At 69.5% G+C, this 19701-nt stretch carries 18 protein-coding genes; 12 read left to right on the top strand and 6 right to left on the bottom strand.

Annotated elements, in window-relative coordinates; genetic code table 11:
- Positions 1–5 precede the first annotated feature (5 nt).
- The 5 genes from CAL24_RS23060 to CAL24_RS23080 all read right to left on the bottom strand — a co-directional run bounded on the left by CAL24_RS23060 (position 6) and on the right by CAL24_RS23080 (position 5544).
- Positions 6–845 (bottom strand): fatty acid desaturase, encoded by an 840-nt coding sequence (locus CAL24_RS23060; protein ID WP_081760400.1) that lies wholly within the window; start codon positions 843–845, stop codon positions 6–8.
- 74 nt (positions 846–919) lie between these two features.
- Positions 920–1684 carry a sterol desaturase family protein gene (locus tag CAL24_RS23065; protein ID WP_028354474.1) on the bottom strand — a complete coding sequence of 255 codons (765 nt, stop codon included), beginning with the start codon at positions 1682–1684 and terminating at the stop codon, positions 920–922.
- Between the two features lie 92 nt (positions 1685–1776).
- Positions 1777–2703: a 4-hydroxy-tetrahydrodipicolinate synthase gene (dapA, locus tag CAL24_RS23070; protein WP_028354475.1), complete on the bottom strand. Its 927-nt coding sequence runs from the start codon at positions 2701–2703 to the stop codon at positions 1777–1779.
- Between the two features lie 311 nt (positions 2704–3014).
- Positions 3015–4961 (bottom strand): BCCT family transporter, encoded by a 1947-nt coding sequence (locus CAL24_RS23075; protein WP_212591757.1) that lies wholly within the window; start codon positions 4959–4961, stop codon positions 3015–3017.
- Positions 4962–5049: 88 nt separating this feature from the next.
- On the bottom strand, positions 5050–5544 hold the full coding sequence (locus CAL24_RS23080) for a GAF domain-containing protein (RefSeq protein WP_028354477.1): 495 nt from the start codon (positions 5542–5544) through the stop codon (positions 5050–5052).
- 131 nt (positions 5545–5675) lie between these two features.
- Here CAL24_RS23080 and CAL24_RS23085 point away from each other — a divergent pair, with 131 nt between their 5' ends.
- The 5 genes from CAL24_RS23085 to CAL24_RS23105 all read left to right on the top strand — a co-directional run bounded on the left by CAL24_RS23085 (position 5676) and on the right by CAL24_RS23105 (position 10231).
- Complete coding sequence (locus tag CAL24_RS23085) at positions 5676–6875, top strand: PLP-dependent aminotransferase family protein (RefSeq protein ID WP_028354478.1); 1200 nt, start codon at positions 5676–5678, stop codon at positions 6873–6875.
- Positions 6876–6943: 68 nt separating this feature from the next.
- The gene (gene ubiA / locus CAL24_RS23090; RefSeq protein WP_028354479.1) at positions 6944–7867 is read left to right on the top strand and encodes a 4-hydroxybenzoate octaprenyltransferase; all 924 of its coding nucleotides are present in this window, start codon (positions 6944–6946) and stop codon (positions 7865–7867) included.
- A gap of 29 nt (positions 7868–7896) precedes the next feature.
- Positions 7897–8301, top strand: a complete 405-nt coding sequence (locus CAL24_RS23095) for a DUF1090 domain-containing protein (RefSeq protein ID WP_094808037.1) — start codon at positions 7897–7899, stop codon at positions 8299–8301.
- Positions 8302–8510: 209 nt separating this feature from the next.
- Positions 8511–8897: a DUF4148 domain-containing protein gene (locus tag CAL24_RS23100; protein WP_094808038.1), complete on the top strand. Its 387-nt coding sequence runs from the start codon at positions 8511–8513 to the stop codon at positions 8895–8897.
- 227 nt (positions 8898–9124) lie between these two features.
- Positions 9125–10231, top strand: a complete 1107-nt coding sequence (locus CAL24_RS23105) for a saccharopine dehydrogenase family protein (RefSeq protein ID WP_094808039.1) — start codon at positions 9125–9127, stop codon at positions 10229–10231.
- 44 nt (positions 10232–10275) lie between these two features.
- On the opposite strand, the gene glcC is transcribed toward CAL24_RS23105, so the two are convergent.
- Positions 10276–11040, bottom strand: coding sequence for a transcriptional regulator GlcC (gene glcC / locus CAL24_RS23110; protein WP_028354483.1), 765 nt, complete (start codon positions 11038–11040; stop codon positions 10276–10278).
- A 226-nt stretch (positions 11041–11266) separates the two neighbouring features.
- Between glcC and CAL24_RS23115 the strand changes: the two genes are divergently transcribed.
- The 7 genes from CAL24_RS23115 (at position 11267) to CAL24_RS23145 (ending at position 19697) form a co-directional block, all read left to right on the top strand.
- Complete coding sequence (locus CAL24_RS23115; RefSeq protein ID WP_094808040.1) at positions 11267–13447, top strand: malate synthase G; 2181 nt, start codon at positions 11267–11269, stop codon at positions 13445–13447.
- 109 nt (positions 13448–13556) lie between these two features.
- Positions 13557–14243, top strand: a complete 687-nt coding sequence (locus tag CAL24_RS23120; RefSeq protein WP_028354485.1) for a GntR family transcriptional regulator — start codon at positions 13557–13559, stop codon at positions 14241–14243.
- A gap of 27 nt (positions 14244–14270) precedes the next feature.
- Positions 14271–15983, top strand: a complete 1713-nt coding sequence (gene ilvD, locus CAL24_RS23125; RefSeq protein WP_094808041.1) for a dihydroxy-acid dehydratase — start codon at positions 14271–14273, stop codon at positions 15981–15983.
- Entirely contained in the window at positions 15980–16879 is a 900-nt protein-coding gene (locus tag CAL24_RS23130) for an NAD(P)-dependent oxidoreductase (protein ID WP_094808042.1), read from the top strand. Before ilvD ends, CAL24_RS23130 begins: the two co-directional genes overlap by 4 nt.
- Positions 16876–17670 (top strand): hydroxypyruvate isomerase family protein, encoded by a 795-nt coding sequence (locus CAL24_RS23135; RefSeq protein ID WP_028354488.1) that lies wholly within the window; start codon positions 16876–16878, stop codon positions 17668–17670. The genes CAL24_RS23130 and CAL24_RS23135 overlap by 4 nt, the downstream gene beginning before the upstream one ends.
- The gene (locus CAL24_RS23140; RefSeq protein ID WP_094808043.1) at positions 17667–18617 is read left to right on the top strand and encodes an SDR family oxidoreductase; all 951 of its coding nucleotides are present in this window, start codon (positions 17667–17669) and stop codon (positions 18615–18617) included. Before CAL24_RS23135 ends, CAL24_RS23140 begins: the two co-directional genes overlap by 4 nt.
- Positions 18618–18671: 54 nt before the next feature.
- The gene (locus tag CAL24_RS23145; protein WP_094808044.1) at positions 18672–19697 is read left to right on the top strand and encodes a TRAP transporter substrate-binding protein; all 1026 of its coding nucleotides are present in this window, start codon (positions 18672–18674) and stop codon (positions 19695–19697) included.
- The last annotated feature ends 4 nt before the right edge of the window (positions 19698–19701 follow it).

Below are 19701 nucleotides of genomic sequence, written 5' to 3' on the forward strand. Positions count from 1 at the left end.
GGCTCCTATTCGTGAGCGATGTGTTCCGGGCGCATCAGCGAGCGGCTGCGGCAGCGCGGCCAGGCCAGCCCGAGCACGAACACGCGCAGCATGTATGGCGCCAGCCCGGGTTCGAGCAGCGCCGGATCGATGCAGTGGCGATAGCGCGCGGCGTGCAGCCGCGCCAGTTCCGACCAGTGCGCGCGCGCATGCTCGTGGTGCGCGGTGTGCAGGCCGATATTGAACAGCAGCGGGTTGACCAGGCCTTCGAAATTGCGCGCGTAAGTCAGCCGCGCGTGGCGCTGCGGCCCGCCGTCGGCGTGCGCATGCTGCAGGTAATTGGTGGCCAGCAGCCAGTGCAGGCCGTGCAACTGCGGCAGGATCACCAGCACCAGCGCCTTGCCGGGGTTGGCCGCCAGCAGGCCGCCCCACAGGCCGAGCCAGGCGGCGTATTGCCAGAGGCAGTAGCGCCAGGCGCCGGGACGATGCCGGCGCAGCCGGCCGAGCCAGCGCCAGAACAGCGGGTACAGCGTCCAGGCGGCCTGGAACGGGTGCAGCAGATAGCCGGCCAGGTGGTTGGTGTCGCCGCCGTAGCGATACGTGCGCGCCAGGTCGCGCGCGCCGTGCTTGTGGCGATGATGGTTGCCGGCATGGGCGGGAAAGAACACGAAGGTCGGGTGCCCCTGCAGCACGGTCAGGGCCAGGTCGGTGGCCCGGTTGGCCCAGCGCCGGCGCCACATGCGCAGATGGGTGTGGTTGTGGTGGATCACGCCGACCCCCAGCGTCAGGAACAGCATCAATCCGTACAGCAGCGCGTGCACGCCATGGACCCATTGCCAGGCGGCCAGCGCGGGCAGCGCGGCCATGTAGGCCAGGCTCTGCGCGTCGCGCCAGTGGCGCAGCGCGCGGGGCCGACGGGCCGGCGGCCCGGACGCGGCGCTCAACCGCCCCTCGCCGCCGGGCCGCGCGCCAGCGGGGCCGCCGCGGCATCGGCCGGCAGCCGCGTGCGGAACAGGCGGTCCATGAAGGTGAACTGGAACCCGTAGTTGCCGTGATAGCAGGCGTGATGCAGATGATGCCGGCGGCTGGCGGCGAACCAGTGCGCGTACGACGCGCGCGGGAAGAAATCGTAGTTGGCGTGCCCCACGCAATTGAAGAACAGGCTGAACAGCGGCACCGAGAACAGCGACCAGAAGCTGAAGTCGTGCAGCACCATGGGCAGCAGGATCACGTTGCCCAGCATCAGCGCCTCGACCGGATGGAAACTGTAGGTGGAAAACGGCGTGGTCACCACGGAGCGGTGGTGCGGCAGGTGGAAGCGGCGCAGCAGGCGGGTATGCAGTAGCCGGTGATTGATCCAGAAGTGCACGTCGTTCCAGGCCACCAGCGCCAGGATCTCCAGCGCGATGCGGCCTGCGCCGGCGTCCGGGTCCAGCCGCGCCCAGCCCAGTTGGAGCAGCCCCCAGGGGAAGATCATGCCCAGGCCGAAGATCAGCACCGAGACGCCGGACTGCGTCAGTTCGCGCCGCAGCTGGCCCGGCGCGAGCGGGCGCGGATCCAGCACGGCGCCGATGCCCAGGGCCGGCAGCACGTGGCGCGTCAACAGCCAGGTGGCCGCGCCGAACAGCAGGTAGATGCCGCCGAAGAACAGCAGGCCCGCGGCCATCACCTGCCAGGCCGAAAGCGATTGGAAAGCATGCGCCATGAAAGTCCGAAGCCCCAGCCGGAGCCGCCCAGGATGGCCGCATCATAAGCAATCCGCCGGCTTCCCGCCACGCCGCGCCGGGGCGGCGCGCTTCACGCCGCCAGGGCCTGCGCGGGGAACTGGCGATCCAGCGCGGCCACCGCCATCGCCAGTTGCTCGGCCAGGGCGGCGCTGGCGCGCGGCATGGGCGCCCGCAGCACGTCGGACAGCAGCCCTTGCCGCGCCAGCCAGGCCTTCAGCGGCCCCGGGTTCGGCTCGGCGAACACCAGCCGGATCACCGGCGCCAGCGCATGGAACAGGCGCCGCGCCGGCTCCAGTTGCTGCGCCCGCGCCGCCCGGTCCATCGCCACGAACAGGTCGGGCCGGATGTGGGCGGCCGCCGCGATCATGCCGCTGCCACCCAGGCAGAGGGTGGACAACGCGTGCAAATCCTCGCCGGCCATGACCCGCAGCCCGCCGTGGGCGATGAGCGCCACGGTCTTGTCCAGCGAACCGCCGCAATCCTTCACGGCGACGATATTGGCGTGCCCGGCCAGCGCCAGCAGCGTATCGGTGTCGAGCACGGCGCCCGTGCGATAGGGGATGTCGTACAGCACCAGCGGCACGCGCGAAGCGTCGGCCAGGGTCTGGAAATAGGCCAGGGCGCCCTGCTGGCCCGGCCGCACATAGTAGGGCGCGGGCGCCAGCACGCCCGCCAGCGGGCGGGTGCCGAACGCGGCCAGGCGCTGCAGCACGTGTCCCTGGTGATTGCCGGCCAGGCCCATGACGACCGGCAGCCGGCCGGCCTCGGCCAGCACGGCATCCAGCACCGCCAGTTGTTCGGCGTCGTCCAGCGCCGCGGCTTCGCCGGTGCTGCCGCACACCACCAGGCCGTCCACGCCCGCGGCGGCGTAATGGCGCACCAGTCGGCGCAGGGCGCCGCCGTCGACGCCGTGCGCGGTGAACGGCGTCACCAGCGGAATCCAGACGCCCTGGAATACGGCGGATGCGGATGAAGAAGAAGTCGAAGAAGCTTGCATGACACACTCCTGAGGACCGCTTGGGGACCGTGCAGAAGTGCTCGGGATGCCGGGGAAAAAGCCGCAGCGCGCCGCGCCGCCGGAGTGCCGCCGTTCCGTCGCCCATCTGACGGAACAGCCAGCTCCGGTCAGATGAGCCGCTGTTTTTTGGATTTCAGGCCGATGCGACGCGCCGCCGCGCCAGGGGCGAGGCGGCAGGCAGCGAAGCAAGGGGCCGGAAACATGGAAATGGGACGGATGCGCGAACGGGATAAGGGCAATCTACCGGGCGGCCATGCCGGTGTCAACCGGCAGCCGCCCGGCCGCCTGGCTCAGCGCACGATGTGCAGGTAGTGTCGATGGCGTTCGTACTGGTCGAGGATGTCGCCGATGACGGCGTCCCGGCTCCATCCCATGATGTCGTAGTCCTGCCCGCCCTCGCGCAAGTGGACTTCGGCGCGGAAGTACTTGCGCTCTTCCTCGTCCGTTCCGTCGTTCGGCGTCAGGCTCGGGCGGACAAAGGCCTGGGGCTGCACCGAATAGGAGAAGTCCAGGTACTCGCCGTGGGAAACTTCCATCGCCGCCGAGCCATTCTCTTCGTTCTCGCGGACTTCCACCACGTAGCCCTGCTTGCGCAATTCCTCGGCGACGTCTTCCAGGGCCGGCTTCACCACTTCCGCGATAAAGCGCAGGACGTGCGCGCGGCGCGGCATCATCACCATGTTGCGCAGGCGGCGCTCCCAGGACTGCCCGCCGCGTGCCGGCCGCGACAGGGTCAGCGACTGGTAGCGGATGCCGCGCTTGGTGGCGTCGAGCTTGAGCGCCCTGAACAAGCCCCACATGGCCAGCAGCAGGATGATCGAGAAGGGCAGCGCGCTGGCGATGGTGGCGGTCTGCAAAGCGGTCAGGCCGTCGGCCAACAATAGCGCGATGGCGACCGCGCCCATCGACAGCGACCAGAAGATGCGCTGCCAGACCGGCGTGCGCTCCGCGCCGCCGGATGCCAGCAAGTCCACCACCAGCGCGCCGGAATCGGCCGAGGTGACGAAGAACACCACCACCATGGCGATGGCCACGAACGAAATGACATTACCCCAGGGCATCTGCTCAAGAAAGGCGAATAGCGCCAGCGTGGTATCGCTTTGCACCGTCTCGGCGAAACCCTGGACCTTGTCGATCAGGATCATGTGGATGGCCGTGTCGCCGAACACGGTCATCCAGAACAGCGTGAAGCCCGTCGGCACCAGCAGCACGCCGCTGACGAATTCGCGGATGGTGCGGCCGCGCGAGATGCGGGCGATGAACAGCCCCACGAACGGCGACCAGGCGATCCACCAGCCCCAGTAGAACAGCGTCCAGCCGCCGATCCAGTCGGTGGGCTCGTACGCATAGAGATTGAAGGTCTTGTTGACGATATCCGAGAGGTAGGCGCCGGTATTCTGCACGAAGGTCTGCAGCAGGAACACCGTGGGGCCGACCACCAGCACGAACACCAGCAGTATCACCGCCAGCGCCAGGTTGGATTCGGACAGGATGCGGATGCCCTTGTCCAGGCCGCTGGCGACCGACACCGTCGCCAGCGCGCAAGTCGCGATGATCAGCATGATCTGGACCGGCACGCTCACCGGCAGGCCGAACAAGTGATTCAGGCCGCTGTTGATCTGTGCCACCCCCAGCCCCAGCGAGGTCGCCACGCCAAGCACGGTGCCGATGATGGCGAAGATATCCACGGCATGGCCGATCGGCCCGTGGATGCGATTGCCGATGAGCGGATAGAGGGCGGAGCGCAGCGTCAGCGGCAAGCCGTGGCGATAGGAGAAAAATGCCAACGTCAGGGCCACGATGGCGTAGATCGCCCAGGCATGCAGGCCCCAATGGAAGAAGGTCAGCTTCATCGCCTCGCGGGCAGCCGCCACCGTGGCGCCCTCGCCGACCGGCGGCGTCATGAAGTGCATCACCGGCTCGGCCACGCCGAAGAACATCAGGCCGATGCCCATGCCGGCGGAGAACAGCATCGCGAACCAGGTGAAATTGCGATAGTCGGGTTCGCTATGATCGGGACCGAGCTTGATATCCCCGTAGCGGCTGACCGCCAGGAACACGACGGCCAGGAGAATGAGCGCCACCACCAGGATGTAGAACCAGCTGGCGTTGCCCAGGATCCAGCCCTGGACCGTGTCGAACAGTCTTTGTGCGAACTGGGGCGCCGCGATAGCGAATACCACCAGCAGCAGGGTGAATAGGGCAGCGGTATAAAAGACGGGCCGCTGGATCGTCATGCGCGGGGATGGCTCCTGCAAGCTTTTCTCCTCTCGTCAAGCCGCCTCGCGCCTGGGCGGTATCAATCGGTGCGCGAATGGGGACACATTACTGGAAGCCGTCCAGGCTTGCCAGGAAGACCTCGCACAGGGCCTGCATGCCCTGCCGGTCGTCGTCGTCGAAGCGGCCCGGCTCCGGGCTGTCGACGTCCCAGACGCCGATCAGTTCGCCGTCGCGCACGAGCGGCACCACGATCTCGGAACGCGAAGCCGCGTCGCAGGCGATATGGCCGGGGAAAGCGTGCACGTCGGCCACGAGCTGGGTCTGGCGCTGGCTGGCGGCGGCGCCGCAGACGCCCCGGTCGAGCGCAATGCGCACGCAGGCCGGCTTGCCCTGGAACGGGCCCAGCACCAGCTCGCGGCCATCGTAGAAATAGAACCCGGCCCAATTGATGCGGGGCACCGCCTGGTAGGCCAGCGCGGCGAAATTGGCGGCGTTGGCGATGCGGTCGGCCTCGCCGGCCAGCAGCGCGCGCGCCTGGGCGGCCAGTTCGGCGTAGAAACGGGGCTTGTCGTCGGTGGGGAGTTCGGCGGCGGTGAACATCGGCAAATGTAACTGTACAGGCAATTATCGAACCAACTGATTTTAGGGGCACGCCCGCCCGGCGCGGCGCGGCGGCGGCGTTGTGGGACAATGTTTGCTCTTTTTCCGTTCTTTCCTTCCCGAAATTCCCCATGGACAAGCCTTTCGAACCCGTGTGCGCCTTCTCCGAGCGCGCCAAGCAGCTCACCAGTTCCGCCATCCGCGAAATCCTCAAGGTCACCGAGCGGCCCGAGGTCATTTCCTTCGCGGGCGGCCTGCCGGCCCCCGGCGGCTTTCCGGTAGAAGTGGTACGCGCGGCATTCGACAAGGTACTGGCCGGCAACGGCCGCGCCGCGCTGCAGTACGGCCCCACCGAAGGCTATGCGCCGCTGCGCCAGTGGGTGGCCGACGACCTGAACCGCGCCGGCGCCAACGTCGCGCCCGACCAGATCCTCATCGTGTCGGGCTCGCAGCAGGCGCTCGACCTGCTGGGCAAGGTGCTCATCGACGAAGGCAGCAAGATCCTGGTCGAAGACCCCAGCTACCTGGGCGCGCTGCAGTCGTTCAGCCTGTACCGGCCGCAGTACGTGCCGGTCCCCACCGACGACGGCGGGCTGATCCCGGAAGCCATCACCGCCTCGCTGGCCGAGGGCGCGCGCTTCCTGTACGCGCTGCCCAACTTCCAGAACCCCACGGGACGCACCCTGAACCTGGCGCGCCGCAAGGCGCTGGTGCAACAGGCCGCCCAGCTGGGCCTGCCCATCATCGAGGACGACCCCTACGGCGAACTGCGCTACGCCGGCGAGCCGCAGCCGGGCCTGCTGGCGCTGGCCGGCGAATGCGGCGCCAATGTCATCCGCCTGGGCACGTTCTCCAAGGTGCTGGCGCCGGGCCTGCGGCTGGGCTACATCGCCGCGCACCGCAGCATCATCGACAAGCTCGTCCAGGCCAAGCAGGCCACCGACCTGCACACGCCCACCCTGACCCAGATGGCCGTCCATGAAGTCGTGAAGGACGGCTTCCTGGAACAGCATCTGCCGACCGTGCGCGAAATCTACCGCGCCCAGGGCCGCTGCATGCTGGACGCCATCGCGCGCGAATTCCCCGACACGGTCACCTGGACCAAGCCCGAAGGCGGCATGTTCCTGTGGGTGACGCTGCCCGAGCACATCGACAGCGCCCAGTTGCTGACGCAGGCGGTCGAGCAGAACGTGGCCTTCGTGCCGGGCGCCCCCTTCTATGCCGGCAAGGCGCGCCGCAACACCCTGCGCCTGAGCTTCGCCACGGTGCCGGAAGAGCGTATCCGCGCCGGCATCGCCATCCTCGGCAAGCTGATCAAGCAGTACGCCTGACCGCCGGGCGGCGGCGCGCCGCCGCCCGATCTTTTCATCGCCCACGCCATCCGCTGTCCATGACTATCGTGAGCGCGCCGCAACAGACCTCTCCCGACCTCAACGACATCGTCTTCACCGACTGGGTAGAACGCTGGCTGCCCCGTTCCTGGCGGCCTTATGCGCGCCTGTGCCGGCTGGACCGCCCGATCGGCACCTGGCTGACCCTGCTGCCCTGCATTGCCGCGCTGATCCAGGCGGCCGGCGGCCTGCCCGAGCTGCGCCGCCTGATCGTCTTCTCGCTGGGCGCGCTGCTGATGCGCGGCATCGGCTGCACGGTCAACGACATGTGCGACCGCGACATCGACAAGCACGTCGAACGCACCCGCTTCCGGCCGCTGACCAGCGGGCAGCTCAGCATGCGCAACGCGGTGTGGTTCCTGCTGGGGCAATTGCTGGTGTGCGGCTCGCTGCTCTTCTTCATCAACGAGATGAGCCGCTGGCTGGCCGTGGCGGTGCTGCCCTTCGTCTTCATCTACCCGCTGTGCAAGCGGGTCACCTACTGGCCGCAGGTGGTGCTGGGCATCTGCTTCAACTGGGGCATGCTGATGGCCTGGTCGGACACGCAGAATGTCCTGCCCCTGGCGGGCATCGCCATGTGGCTGGGCGCGGTGCTGTGGCAGGTCGGCTACGACAGCATCTATGCCTATGTCGACGTGCGCGACGACGCGCGCCTGGGCCTGCGCTCGACCGCCATGCGCTTCGGCGCCCACGGCAAGCTGTGGATCGGCGGGTTCTACGCCGCGACGATCGCGCTGTGGGCCTGGGGCGGCCACGCCATGGGGCTGGGCTGGGGCTACCAGGCCGGCATGGTCGCGGTGGCGGCGCACCTGGCGTGGCAGCTCTACACCTTCGACCTGCAGCGTCCCGACCGCAACTTCATGCTGTTCCGCGCCAACCTCTGGACGGGCGTGCTGTTGATCGCCGCGGCGCTGGCGGGTACCCTGGCCTGAGCCCTTTCCCCGCTGTCCCAGGAGCCCCCATGTCCCTTCCCCGACTTTGCCTGCCGCTGGCCGCGGCCGCCGCGCTGCTGGCCGGCGCGCCCGGCGCCCAGGCCGCCCAGGACTGCACGGCGCTGCGCGGTTGCGCCGCGAAGTTTTGCCACATCGAGAACGACATCGCCGCGGCCCAGGCACAGGGCAACAGCCGGCGCGAGGCCGGCCTGCGGCGCGCCCTGTCCGAGGCGCGCGGCTCGTGCAGCGACGAATCGCTGCGCGCCGAACGGCAGCAGGCCGTGGCCGAGCATCGCGAGAAGGTCCGCGAGCGCGAGGCCGAACTGGCCGAAGAACGGCGCGAAGGCGACCAGGACGACATCGACAAGGCGCTGCGCAAGCTGCACGAGGCCCAGGAAGAGTTGCGCCAGGCCCAGGACGAGTTGCTCAAGTAAGCCTCGCGCGCCGGGCCGCCGGCACGCGGTTTCCTGAATCAATTCGACACACACCTGCCGATTAGCCGGCAGAATGGAAAAATATTTTCGAAAAACTAGGGTTTATCCCTAGGTCGCATCGGCCCAGAATGTCGTCAACGGGAAACAAATACGAACTCCGCGGATAGGCCGCCAGTTCGAGATCCCTAGACAACAACTGGAGGTTTGCCATGAAGACCCTAGCCACCGCGATCCTGCTTTCCCTGGGCGTAGCCGCCGGGGCCCAGGCCGCCGAAACCGACTCGCAACCGCTGACCCGCGCCCAGGTCCAGGCCGAACTGGCCGAAGCCAAGGCCACCGGCCAGTACTCCTTCGGCGAGCTGGACTACCCGCCCGCCGCCGTGCAGGCCGACAGCAAGAGCCGCGCGCAAGTCGAGGAAGAACTCGCGCAGGCCCACACCGCCGGGCTGGTCACCTACGGCGAGCAAGAGTACCCGCCCCAGGCCGTCGAGCACACCAGCCACCTGAGCCGCGCCCAGGTGCAGGCCGAGCTGGCGCAAGCCAAGGCCGAAGGCCAGTACTCGTTCGGCAACCTGGACTACCCGCCGCACGGCTGATTCCCAGGCATGGCGGGCGGCCGCCCGCCGCCGCGCAGCGCACAGGCCTTCCCCCGGGAAGGCCTGTGCGCTTCTGACGCCAGGGCGACGGACCCGGTTCCGAACATATCACCCGAGATTCCGTCATTTCAACGGCAATTTCACACCATATCGACACTCTGTATCGTACATATCGACACGGATCGGCCCTAGCATAAAGGCACCCCACGTCCTTTCTGGAGCCTGCCATGTCCCGTACGCAACACGCCATCACCGTCCTGGGCGCCGGCAAGATCGGCTTCGCCATCGCGTTGCTGCTGCAGCGCACCGGCGACTACGCCGTATGCGTGGCCGACCAGGACCCGTCCCGGCTGGACGCCGTGGCGGCGCTGGGATGCCAGACCGCGCAGATCGACAACGATGCCGCGCTGGAGGCCGCCATTGCCGGCCGCCACGCCGTGCTGAATGCGCTGCCTTTCCATCGCGCCGTGGCCGTGGCCGGCCTGTGCGCGCGGCTGGGCGTGCATTACTTCGACCTGACCGAAGATGTGGCCAGCACCCACGCCATCCACGCGCTGGGCGGCGACGCGCGTGCCGTGCTGATGCCGCAGTGCGGCCTGGCGCCGGGCTTCATCGGCATCGTCGGCAACGACCTGGCGCGCCGCTTCGATACGCTGCTGGACTTGCGGATGCGGGTCGGCGCCCTGCCGCGCTATCCCACCAATGCACTGCGCTACAACCTTACGTGGAGCACCGAGGGGCTGATCAACGAGTATTGCAATCCATGCGAGGCGCTGGTCGACGGCGAACTGGTCAAGGTGCCACCCATGGAAGGCTACGAGACCTTCACGCTGGACGGCGTCGAGTACGAGGCCTTCAATACCTCGGGCGGGCTGGGGACGCTGCCGCAGACCTTGCTGGGCCAGGCCCGCAACGTCGACTACAAATCCGTGCGCTACCCGGGCCACTGCGCCATCATGAAGCTGCTGCTCAATGACCTGCGCCTGCGCGAGCGCCGCGAATTGCTGCAGGACATCCTGGAAAGCGCCATCCCGGCCACCGGCCAGGATGTCATCGTGATCCTGGCCACGGCGTCGGGGTACCGCGGCGGACGGCTGCTGCAGGAAGCGTACTCGGCGCACATCCACGGCGACACGGTCGATGGCCACGCCCTCAGCGCGATCCAGTTGTCGACCGCCGCCGGCATCTGCACGGCCCTGGACCTGGTGGTCGAGGGCGTCCTGCCGCAGCGCGGCTTCGTCGGGCAGGAAAGCATCCCGCTCGATGCGCTGCTGGCCAATCGCCATGGCCGCGTCTACGCGGGCCAGCGGCTCGACGCCCTGCTGGCCGCCTGATCCTGGGGCCTGCTCGCGCTAAAAGGAGGAGCGCCGCACTGGCCCTAGGCCCAGCCTTCCAGCCGCAGGGTGGCGCGCACCAGGCGCTGCTCTTCCTGCTCGATTTCGCTCAGGCTCTGGCGCACGCTGTTGACGTGGTCGGTGGCGGCCTTGTGGGCCTGGTCGGGCAGGCGGCCGATCACGGCGCTGAACACCCGCTCGTGCTGCCGGTCGATCTGGCGCTTGTGCGGCTCGCGGTGGTAGAGGTTGTTGACGCAGGCGAACACCGAGCCCAGCATCAGGTCGGTCAGCGACTGCAGCGTGTGGGTCAGCACCGGGTTGTGCGAGGCCTCGCACACCGCCAGGTGGAAGGCGTGGTCCAGGTGCGCATGGGTGGCCACGTCGGTGTCCCGGCCGTGCGCGGCGGTCATTTCCTCGTAACGGCGGCGGATCAGGATGAAATCGGCTTCAGTGCCGCGGATGGCGGCCAGCCGCGCCGATTCGCCTTCGAGCAGGGCGCGCACCTCCAGCAGGTCGTACAGGGTGCGCGGCTGCGAGTGGAACAGATGCACCAGCGGGCCGGCGTCCACCTGCGAGATGGGCGCCACATACGAGCCCTTGCCGTGCTCGGTATGGATGATGGCGCGCGCGCGCAACAGCTTCAGGCCCTCGCGCAGCGCGGTGCGCGAGACGCCGAGTTTTTCGGTCAGGCGGCGTTCGGAGGGCAGGGCCTGGCCGGCCTTGAGCACGCCGTCCATGATCAGGCGTTCGATGCGTTCGGCCACCTCGTCGGCGACCTGGCGGCCGCTGGCCGCCGTGGCAGTATCCATGTCCGTCCAACTGGTATTACCACTGGCGCCCCGGGTGCCCGGGATGCTGGCGGAGGTTTGATAAGTAGATGAAATCACACCATAAAAAGACCGGTTTCCGCAAATCCACGAAAAATAAACTGGTATGACCAGGCGTTCCGGATATGGACAGCGGCCGTCCCAGCGCCGATGATGTAGGCTCCCATGCCGGCGCCGCCGGTTGGCCCGATTTTCTTCCGAGATCCGCATGACTGAACGTATCCAGCAACACGGCCTGCAAGTGGCGGCCGTCCTTCACCGCTTCATCGAAGCCGAAGCGCTGCCCGCCGGCGGCATCGACAGCGACCGCTTCTGGGCCGGTTTCGCCGCGCTGGTGCGCGACCTCGCGCCGCGCAACCGCGCCCTGCTGGCGGAACGCGACCGCCTGCAGCGCGAACTCGACACCTGGCACGCCGCCCATCCGGGCCCGGTGCAAGACCTGGCGGCCTACCGCGCCTTCCTGGAACAGATCGGCTACCTGCTGCCGCAACCCGAGTCGGTCCAGGCGCAGACGCGCGACGTCGATGCCGAAATCGCCGAGCAGGCCGGCCCGCAGCTGGTCGTGCCCATGTCGAACGCGCGCTACGCGCTCAATGCCGCCAACGCGCGCTGGGGCAGCCTGTACGACGCCCTGTACGGCACCGACGCGATCCCGCCCACGCCGGGCGACGACGGCAAGGGCTACAACCCGCAGCGCGGGCAGGCGGTCATCGCGCGGGCGCGCGCCTTCCTGGACCAGGCCGTGCCGCTGGCGCAGGGCTCGCACGCCGAGGCCGCCGGCTACAGCGTCGAGAACGGCCAGCTGCGCGTCGCGCTGGCGCAAGGGGCCACCGGCCTGCAGCAGCCCGGCCAGTTCGCCGGCTACCAGGGCGACGCGCAGGCGCCGCGGGCGATCCTGCTCAAGCACAACGGCCTGCACATCGAGATCCAGATCGACCGCGGCCACGCCATCGGCGCCACCGACGCGGCCGGCGTCAAGGACGTGGTGGTCGAGGCGGCCCTCACCACCATCATGGACTGCGAAGATTCGGTAGCCGCGGTCGACGCCGACGACAAGGTGCTGGTCTACCGCAACTGGCTCGGCCTCATGAAAGGCGACTTGGCCGAGGAAGTCGCCAAGGGCGGCAAGACCTTCACCCGGCGCCTCAACCCCGACCGCGAATACCAGGCGCCGGCCGGCGGCACGCTGACGCTGCACGGCCGTTCGCTGATGTTCGTGCGCAACGTCGGCCACCTGATGACCAACCCGGCCGTGCTCGACGCCGACGGCAACGAGATCCCCGAAGGCATCCTCGACGCCGTGGTCACCACGCTGGCCGCGCTGCCGGACCGCGCCAGCAAGCGCAATTCGCGCACCGGCTCGGTGTACATCGTCAAGCCCAAGATGCACGGGCCGGCCGAAGTGGCGTTCGCCAACGAGCTGTTCGACCGCGTCGAAGACCTGCTGGGCCTGCCGCGCCATACCGTCAAGATGGGCATCATGGACGAGGAACGCCGCACCAGCGTCAACCTCAAGGCCTGCATCCAGGCCGCCGCCGGCCGCGTCGTGTTCATCAATACCGGCTTCCTGGACCGCACCGGCGACGAAATGCACTCCGCCATGGAAGCGGGCCCGATGATGCGCAAGGGCGACATGAAGTCCAGCGCCTGGATCGCCGCCTACGAACGCAACAACGTGCTGGTCGGGCTGGACTGCGGCCTGCGCGGCCGCGCCCAGATCGGCAAGGGCATGTGGGCCATGCCCGACCTGATGGCGGCCATGCTCGAACAGAAGATCGCCCACCCCAAGGCGGGCGCCAACACCGCCTGGGTGCCATCGCCCACCGCGGCCACGCTGCACGCGCTGCACTATCACCAGGTCGACGTGGCGGCGGTGCAGCAGCAGCTCGAAGTCACCCGCCTGGCCAGCGTGCGCGACGAACTGCTCGACGGCCTGCTGACGGTGCCGGTGGGCAACCCGGCCGACTGGTCGCCGCAAGACATCCGCAACGAACTCGAGAACAACGCGCAGGGCATCCTCGGCTACGTGGTGCGCTGGATCGACCAGGGCGTGGGCTGCTCCAAGGTGCCCGACATCAACAACACCGGGCTCATGGAAGACCGCGCCACGCTGCGCATTTCCAGCCAGCACATCGCCAACTGGCTGCGCCATGGCATCGCCACCCGCGAACAGGTGCGCGACACCTTCGAGCGCATGGCCCAGGTGGTGGACCGCCAGAATGCCGGCGACCCGCTGTACCAGCCCATGGCCGGCCGCTTCGATGCCTCCGTGGCGTTCCAGGCCGCCTGCGCCCTGGTGTTCGAGGGGCTGACCCAGCCCAACGGCTACACCGAGCCGCTGCTGCACAAGTACCGGCAGGTGTTCAAGGCCCAGGCCGCCGCGCGCTGACGCCACTCCCCGCCCCGCGCCGCCCGTCCAGCCCTAAGGGCAAACCTGGATAGGCGGCGCGGGGTTTTTTGCGCAAATTAGCGTCTTTGATTTTTGATCAAAGATCTAAATGCCCGCCCCTCGCAGCCTGGAACCCCTGGTCCACACCTCGGTCAACGAAGCCGTCTACCGCCGGCTGCGCGACCACCTGATGCGGGGCGACTACGCCGCCGGCGAAGTCCTGGGCATCCAGGAACTGGCCGACGCCTTCGGCACCAGCGCCATGCCGGTGCGCGAAGCGCTGCGCCGGCTGGCAGCCCAGCGCGCGCTCGAGCCGATGAAAAGCCGGTCGATGCGCGTGCCGGTCATTTCCCGCGCGCGCCTGGAAGATATCCGGCGCGCCCGCGTGCTGATCGAAGGCACCGTGACAGCCTGGGCGGTCGAGCACATCACCAACGAAGAACTGCAGTCGCTGCGCGGCCTGGCCACCCAGATCGGCCAATCGCTGGCGGACCCGCGCTCGGTGCCGGACGGCCTCGAGAACAACCAGCTGTTCCACTTCACGATCTACCGCGCCGCGCGCTCGGACTCGATGATGGCCACCATCGAAAGCCTCTGGCTGCAGTCGGGCCCGTACCTGCGCGCCACCCGCGAGCTGATGCATTCCGACGAACGGCCGTCGGCCGAATTCCATGCCGCCATCGTGCAGGCCATCGCGCGGCGCGACGCCGACGCGGCCCGCGCCGCGATGGAACGCGACATCTGCTGGGCATTCGACAAACTGACGGCGCACCGCGCCGCCCTGACCGGCGCGTAGCGCCCGCAAGCCTCACGAGGAATCCGCATGTCCCTGCACAAGCACCGCTCCCGCATGGTCACCCACGGCCTGACCCGCACGCCGCATCGGGCCTTCCTGCGCGCCACCGGCTTCGACGACGCCGCCCTGGAGAAATCCATCGTCGGCATCGTCAGCACCCAGGGGGAGAACACGCCGTGCTCAATGGCGCTGGCGCCGCAGGCCGACCGGGCCCGCCTGGGAGTGGCCGCGGGCGGCGGCGTGCCGGTCAGCTTCTCGACCATCTCGATATCCGACGGCACCTCGATGAACCATACCGGCATGCGCATGAGCCTGCTGTCGCGCGAGACGATCGCCGACAGCGTCGAGCTGGTGGTGCGCGGCCACGCCTACGACGGGCTGGTCGCCTTCGCCGGCTGCGACAAGACGCTGCCCGCCATGATGATGGCCATCGTGCGCCTGAACGTGCCGGCGGTGTTCCTGTATGGCGGCGCCACGCTGCCGGGGCACGCCTTGGGCCGCCAGGCCACCATCCTGGACACCATCGAAGCCGTGGGCCGCGTCCAGTATGGCACGATGACGGCGGCCGACCTCAAGACCATGGAGCGCACCTGTACGCCATCCGCGGGCTCGTGCCCGGGCCAGTTCACCGCCAACACCATGGCCATGGTGGCCGAGGCCCTCGGCCTGTCGCCGCTGGGCTCGGCCATGATGCCGGCGGTGTACAGCGAACGCCTGGCCATCGCCCAGCGGGCAGGCGAGCAGGTCATGCGCGCGCTGGCGCAAGGCGGCCCGCTGCCGCGCGAGCTGGTCACGCGGGCCAGCCTGGACAACGCCTGCGCCGCGGTCGCCGCCACCGGCGGGTCCACCAACGCCGCGCTGCACATTCCCGCCATCGCGCACGAGGCGGGCATCCGCTACACCCTGGACGATGTGGCCGAGGTGTTCCAGCGCACGCCGCTGATCGCCGACCTGCAGCCCGGCGGGCGCTTTCTGGCCCGCGACCTGCACGAAGTGGGCGGGGTGCCCGCCGTGCTCAAGGCCCTGCTGGTGGGCGGCTACGTGGACGGCAGCGTACCCACGCTGGACGGCCGCACGCTGGAACAGGCGCTGGCCGACGCCCCCGATCCCGACGGCGAAGTGCTGCGCCCGTGCTCGCGCGCCATCCATCCGTCGGGGGGCGTCACGGTGCTCAAGGGCAATCTCAGCCCGCAGGGGGCGCTGCTCAAGATCGCCGGCCTGAAATCGCTGCAGTTCTCCGGGCCGGCGCGGGTGTTCGAGAACGAAGAAGACTGCATGCGCGCCGTCTCGCAGCGCACCTACCAGCCGGGCGAAGTGCTGGTCATCCGCAACGAAGGCCCCAAGGGCGGGCCGGGCATGCGCGAAATGCTCAGCGTCACGGCGGCGCTGTATGGCCAGGGCATGGGCGAGAAAGTGGCGCTGCTGACCGACGGCCGCTTCTCGGGCGCCACGCGCGGCCTGTGCATCGGCTATGTCGGCCCCGAGGCGGCGGCCGGCGGGCCCATCAGCCTGATCCGCGACGGCGACATCATCCACATCGACGCGCAGGCCAATACCCTGAATGTCGAACTGGACGACGCCGAGCTGGCGGCCCGCCGCGCCGCCTACACGCCGCCGCCGCAGCCGCGGCTGGCCGGCGCGCTGGAAAAGTACGCGCTGCTGGTGCGGCCCGCGCACGAAGGCGCGGTGACCCATGCCGGCAACGTGCAATGGCCCTACGAACCCCCGGAGGCAGAATGAGCGCGACCCTGGCATTCTGCGGCACCGGCCTGATGGGCGCGCCCATGGTGCGCCGCCTGCTGGCGGCCGGGCATCGCGTGCGGGTCTGGAACCGCAGCCCGGAAAAAGCCCGCGCGCTGGCGGCCGACGGCGCCGAACCGGCCGCCACGCCGGCCGAAGCGGCGCAGGGCTGCGACGGCGTGTTCCTGTGCCTGACCGACGAACGCGCCGTGCAGGACACCGTGTTCGGCGCGCAGGGCGTGCATCGCGCCGCGGGCGCCTGGCTGGTGGACCACTCCAGCATCGCGCCCGACACGGCGCGCCGCTTTGCCGCGCAGCTGCAACAGGCCGGCGGCCGCGTCTGGATCGATGCGCCGGTGTCCGGCGGCGTGCCCGGCGCACAGGCCGGCACGCTATCCATCATGGCGGGCGGGCCGGCCGAGGCCATCGAGGCGGCCTCGCCCTATATGCGTGCCTACGGCGGCCGCATCACCCGCATGGGTCCGGTGGGCGCCGGCCAGGTCGCCAAGCTGTGCAACCAGACCATCGTCGCCAGCACCGTCAATGCCATCGCCGAAGCCGTGGCGCTGGCCCAGCGCAGCGGCATCGACGCGGCGGCATTGAACAGCGCGCTGGCCGGCGGCTGGGCCGATTCCACCCTGCTGCAGATTTTCGTGCCGCGCATGACGGCGCCGGTCGACCAGTTGCTGGGCACGGTTGCCACCATGCTCAAGGATGTCGAGAACGTGGCCGCGCTGGCGCGCGCCACCGGCACCGAACTGGCCGGCCTGAACGGCGTGCTGGCCAGCTACCGGGCCGCCGCCGCGCAGGGCCTGGGCGCGGCCGACCTGTCCGACATCGTGCGGGTGGCCTGGCCCGAGCGGCCGGGGCCGGCCGCCTTCCAGGAACCCTCATGAAACTGGCTGCAAACCTTTCGCTCCTGTACCCCGGGCTGCCGCTGGCGCAGCGCATGGCCGCGGCCGCGCGCGACGGCTTCGCCGGCGTGGAGATCCTGTTCCCCTACGACCTGGCGCCGCGCGAACTGGCCGCCATGCTGCGCGACCACGGCCTGCAACTGGTGCTGGTCAACACCCCGCCCGGGCAGCCGGGCGAAAAGGGGCTGGCCTGCCTGCCCGGCCGCGAAGCCGATTTCGGCGAGGCCCTGCAGCGCGCGCTGCAGGTCTGCGAGGCCACGCAGTGCGGCATGATCCACACCATGGCGGGCGTGCCGCCGGCCGGCACGGCGCCGGGCGCCTGCCGCGCCACGCTGATCGACAACCTGCGCAAGGCCGCCGCCCTGGCGAGCCAGGCCGGCGTCACGCTGACGCTGGAAGCGCTCAACCGCGCCGACGTGCCGGGCTATTTCTACAACCGCCCCGACCAAGTCGCCGACATCATCGCGACCGTCGGCCACAACGCCGTGCGCCTGCAGTTCGACCTGTACCACACACAGCGCGAGGGCCTGGACCTGAACGCGACGCTGGCCGGCGTGCTGCCCCTGGTGCGCCACGTGCAATTCGCCAGCCCGGCCGGCCGCCACGAGCCCGACCCCGCCGACCCCGCCGTGGCGCGCGCACTGCGCACCCTGGCCAGCCACGGCTACGCCGGCTGGATCGGCTGCGAATACATCCCGGCGGGCGACACGTCGGCCGGCCTGGCCTGGCGCCAGGCCTACCAGGCCGCCCTGGCTGCGGAGGACACGCCATGAACATCCTCGTCACGGGCGCCAATGGCTACATCGGCCGCGCGCTGGCGCAGCGGCTGTGCGCGCTGCCTGAGCTGCCCGGCTACGGCGCCCCGGCCACCATCACGCTGTGCGACCTGGCCCTGGACGACCCGCCCGCGGACCCGCGCGTGCGCGCCGTTGCCGGCAGTTTCGCCGACCCGGCGGTGCTGGCCGCCATCGCCGACCCCGCGCCGGACCTGGTGTTCCACCTGGCCTGCGTGGCCAGCGGGCGCGCCGAAGAACAGTTCGAGCTGGGCCTGCAGGTCAACCTGGCCGGTTCGCTGCAATTGCTGGAACACCTGCGCCGGCAAGGCAAGTCGCCCGGGCTGGTGTTCACCAGCAGCATCGCGGTATTCGGCGCGCCGCTGCCCGACCGCGTCGACGACCACACGCCGACGGCGCCGGCCCTGAGCTATGGCGCGCACAAACTGGCCATGGAGATCCTGCTGGCGGACTACACGCGGCGCGGTTTCCTGCGCGCCCGCGCGGTGCGGCTGCCCGGCATCGTGCCGCGCCCGCCCGCGCCCAATGGCGCCTGGTCCGCCTTCTCCAGCACGCTGATCCGCGCGCTGGCGGCCGGCGAGCCCTGCACGCTGCCGGTCGGCCCGCAGGCCACGCTATGGCTGATGTCGCGCCGCCGCTGCATCGACAATCTGCTGCATGCGGCCTGGCTGGCCACGCAGCCGGCCGGCGACCGCACGGCCTGGACCCTGCCCGCGCTGCATGTGTCGGTGCAAGAGATCGTCGAGGCCTTCGAGGCGCGCGGCGACGGCCAGGCCGGCGCGCGGGTGCGCTATGCGCCCGAGCCCGCCATCGAAGCGCAGTTCGGCAGCCAGCCGCCGCTGTCCACGCCCGCCGCCGACACCGCGGGCTTTCGCCACGACGGCACGCTGGCGGCCTTGCTGGACAACGCGGCGCAGGCGCCGTGACCCCGCCCCACCGGCACTAACCAGAACACCAAGACCACCCCGAGGAGAGACTTCATGATCAAAGCCCTGGCCACACTCGCGATCGCCGGCGCGGCGCTCGCCGCCGCCTTGCCCGCGTACGCCCAGAAAGTGCAGTTGACCGTTTCCAGCTGGCTGCCGCCCACGCACGCCTTGATAGCGGACTTCATCATGCCGTGGGCGAAAGAGATCGAGCAGGCCACCGATGGCCGCGTCACGCTGCGCCTGCTGCCCAAGCCGGTCACCAACCCGGCGGGCCATTTCGACGCGGTGCGCGACGGCCTGGTAGACATCACGTTCATCTCGCACTCGTACTACCCGGGCCGCTTCCAGCTCACCAAGTTCGCGGTGCTGCCGTTCTCGGGCAATACCGCGCTGTCGCGCTCGGTGGCGGCCTGGGACACCTACGAGAAGTACCTGCTCAAGGCCGACGAACACCGCGGCGTGAAGCTGCTGGGCATCTACACGCACGGCCCCGGCATCGCATTCACCACCAGCAAGCCGATCGCGCAGATCGGCGACTTCGAAGGGCTGAAAATCCGCGTGGGCGGCGGCATGGCCGCCGACGTGGCCAAGGCGCTGGGCGTCAGCCCGATCGCCAAGCCGGCCCCCGAATCGTACGAGCTGCTGAGCACCGGCGTGGTCGACGGCGTGTTCTTCCCCGCGGAATCGCTGGTGTCGTTCAAGCTGGACAGCATCATCAAGCATGCCACCACGTTCCCCGGCGGGCTGTATTCCGATACGCACGCCATCATCATGAACGAGGACGCCTTCGCGCGCCTGTCCAAGCAGGACCAGGACACGGTGCTGAAGCTGTCGGGCCGGCACCTGGCCGAACTGGCCGGCAAGGCCTGGGACAAGCACGATGCCGCGGCCCGCAAAGTGATGGACGGCGGCGGCATCCAGGTCGTGGCGGCCGACGACGCCCTGGTGGCCGCGGTGCGCGAACGCACGCAGGGCTTCGAGCAGGCCTGGCTCGACGCCGCCGCGGCCAAGGGCATCGACGGCCCGGCCGCGCTGGCCGCGTTCCGCGCCGAACTCAAGCAGCTCGACGGCCAATGACCGC

Source organism: Bordetella genomosp. 2 (genome assembly GCF_002261345.1).
Taxonomy (GTDB): domain Bacteria; phylum Pseudomonadota; class Gammaproteobacteria; order Burkholderiales; family Burkholderiaceae_B; genus Bordetella_A.

Coding starts and splice junctions, on each gene's coding strand:
- CAL24_RS23120 (WP_028354485.1), top strand. CDS start 13,557: ATGCCCGCCCCTCGCAGCCTGGAACCCCTGGTCCACACCTCGGTCAAC.
- CAL24_RS23085 (WP_028354478.1), top strand. CDS start 5,676: ATGGACAAGCCTTTCGAACCCGTGTGCGCCTTCTCCGAGCGCGCCAAG.
- dapA (WP_028354475.1), bottom strand. CDS start 2,703: ATGCAAGCTTCTTCGACTTCTTCTTCATCCGCATCCGCCGTATTCCAG.
- CAL24_RS23130 (WP_094808042.1), top strand. CDS start 15,980: ATGAGCGCGACCCTGGCATTCTGCGGCACCGGCCTGATGGGCGCGCCC.
- ilvD (WP_094808041.1), top strand. CDS start 14,271: ATGTCCCTGCACAAGCACCGCTCCCGCATGGTCACCCACGGCCTGACC.
- CAL24_RS23060 (WP_081760400.1), bottom strand. CDS start 845: ATGGCCGCGCTGCCCGCGCTGGCCGCCTGGCAATGGGTCCATGGCGTG.
- glcC (WP_028354483.1), bottom strand. CDS start 11,040: ATGGATACTGCCACGGCGGCCAGCGGCCGCCAGGTCGCCGACGAGGTG.
- CAL24_RS23135 (WP_028354488.1), top strand. CDS start 16,876: ATGAAACTGGCTGCAAACCTTTCGCTCCTGTACCCCGGGCTGCCGCTG.
- CAL24_RS23105 (WP_094808039.1), top strand. CDS start 9,125: ATGTCCCGTACGCAACACGCCATCACCGTCCTGGGCGCCGGCAAGATC.
- CAL24_RS23080 (WP_028354477.1), bottom strand. CDS start 5,544: ATGTTCACCGCCGCCGAACTCCCCACCGACGACAAGCCCCGTTTCTAC.
- CAL24_RS23140 (WP_094808043.1), top strand. CDS start 17,667: ATGAACATCCTCGTCACGGGCGCCAATGGCTACATCGGCCGCGCGCTG.
- CAL24_RS23065 (WP_028354474.1), bottom strand. CDS start 1,684: ATGGCGCATGCTTTCCAATCGCTTTCGGCCTGGCAGGTGATGGCCGCG.
- CAL24_RS23100 (WP_094808038.1), top strand. CDS start 8,511: ATGAAGACCCTAGCCACCGCGATCCTGCTTTCCCTGGGCGTAGCCGCC.
- CAL24_RS23075 (WP_212591757.1), bottom strand. CDS start 4,961: ATGACGATCCAGCGGCCCGTCTTTTATACCGCTGCCCTATTCACCCTG.
- CAL24_RS23145 (WP_094808044.1), top strand. CDS start 18,672: ATGATCAAAGCCCTGGCCACACTCGCGATCGCCGGCGCGGCGCTCGCC.
- CAL24_RS23115 (WP_094808040.1), top strand. CDS start 11,267: ATGACTGAACGTATCCAGCAACACGGCCTGCAAGTGGCGGCCGTCCTT.
- CAL24_RS23095 (WP_094808037.1), top strand. CDS start 7,897: ATGTCCCTTCCCCGACTTTGCCTGCCGCTGGCCGCGGCCGCCGCGCTG.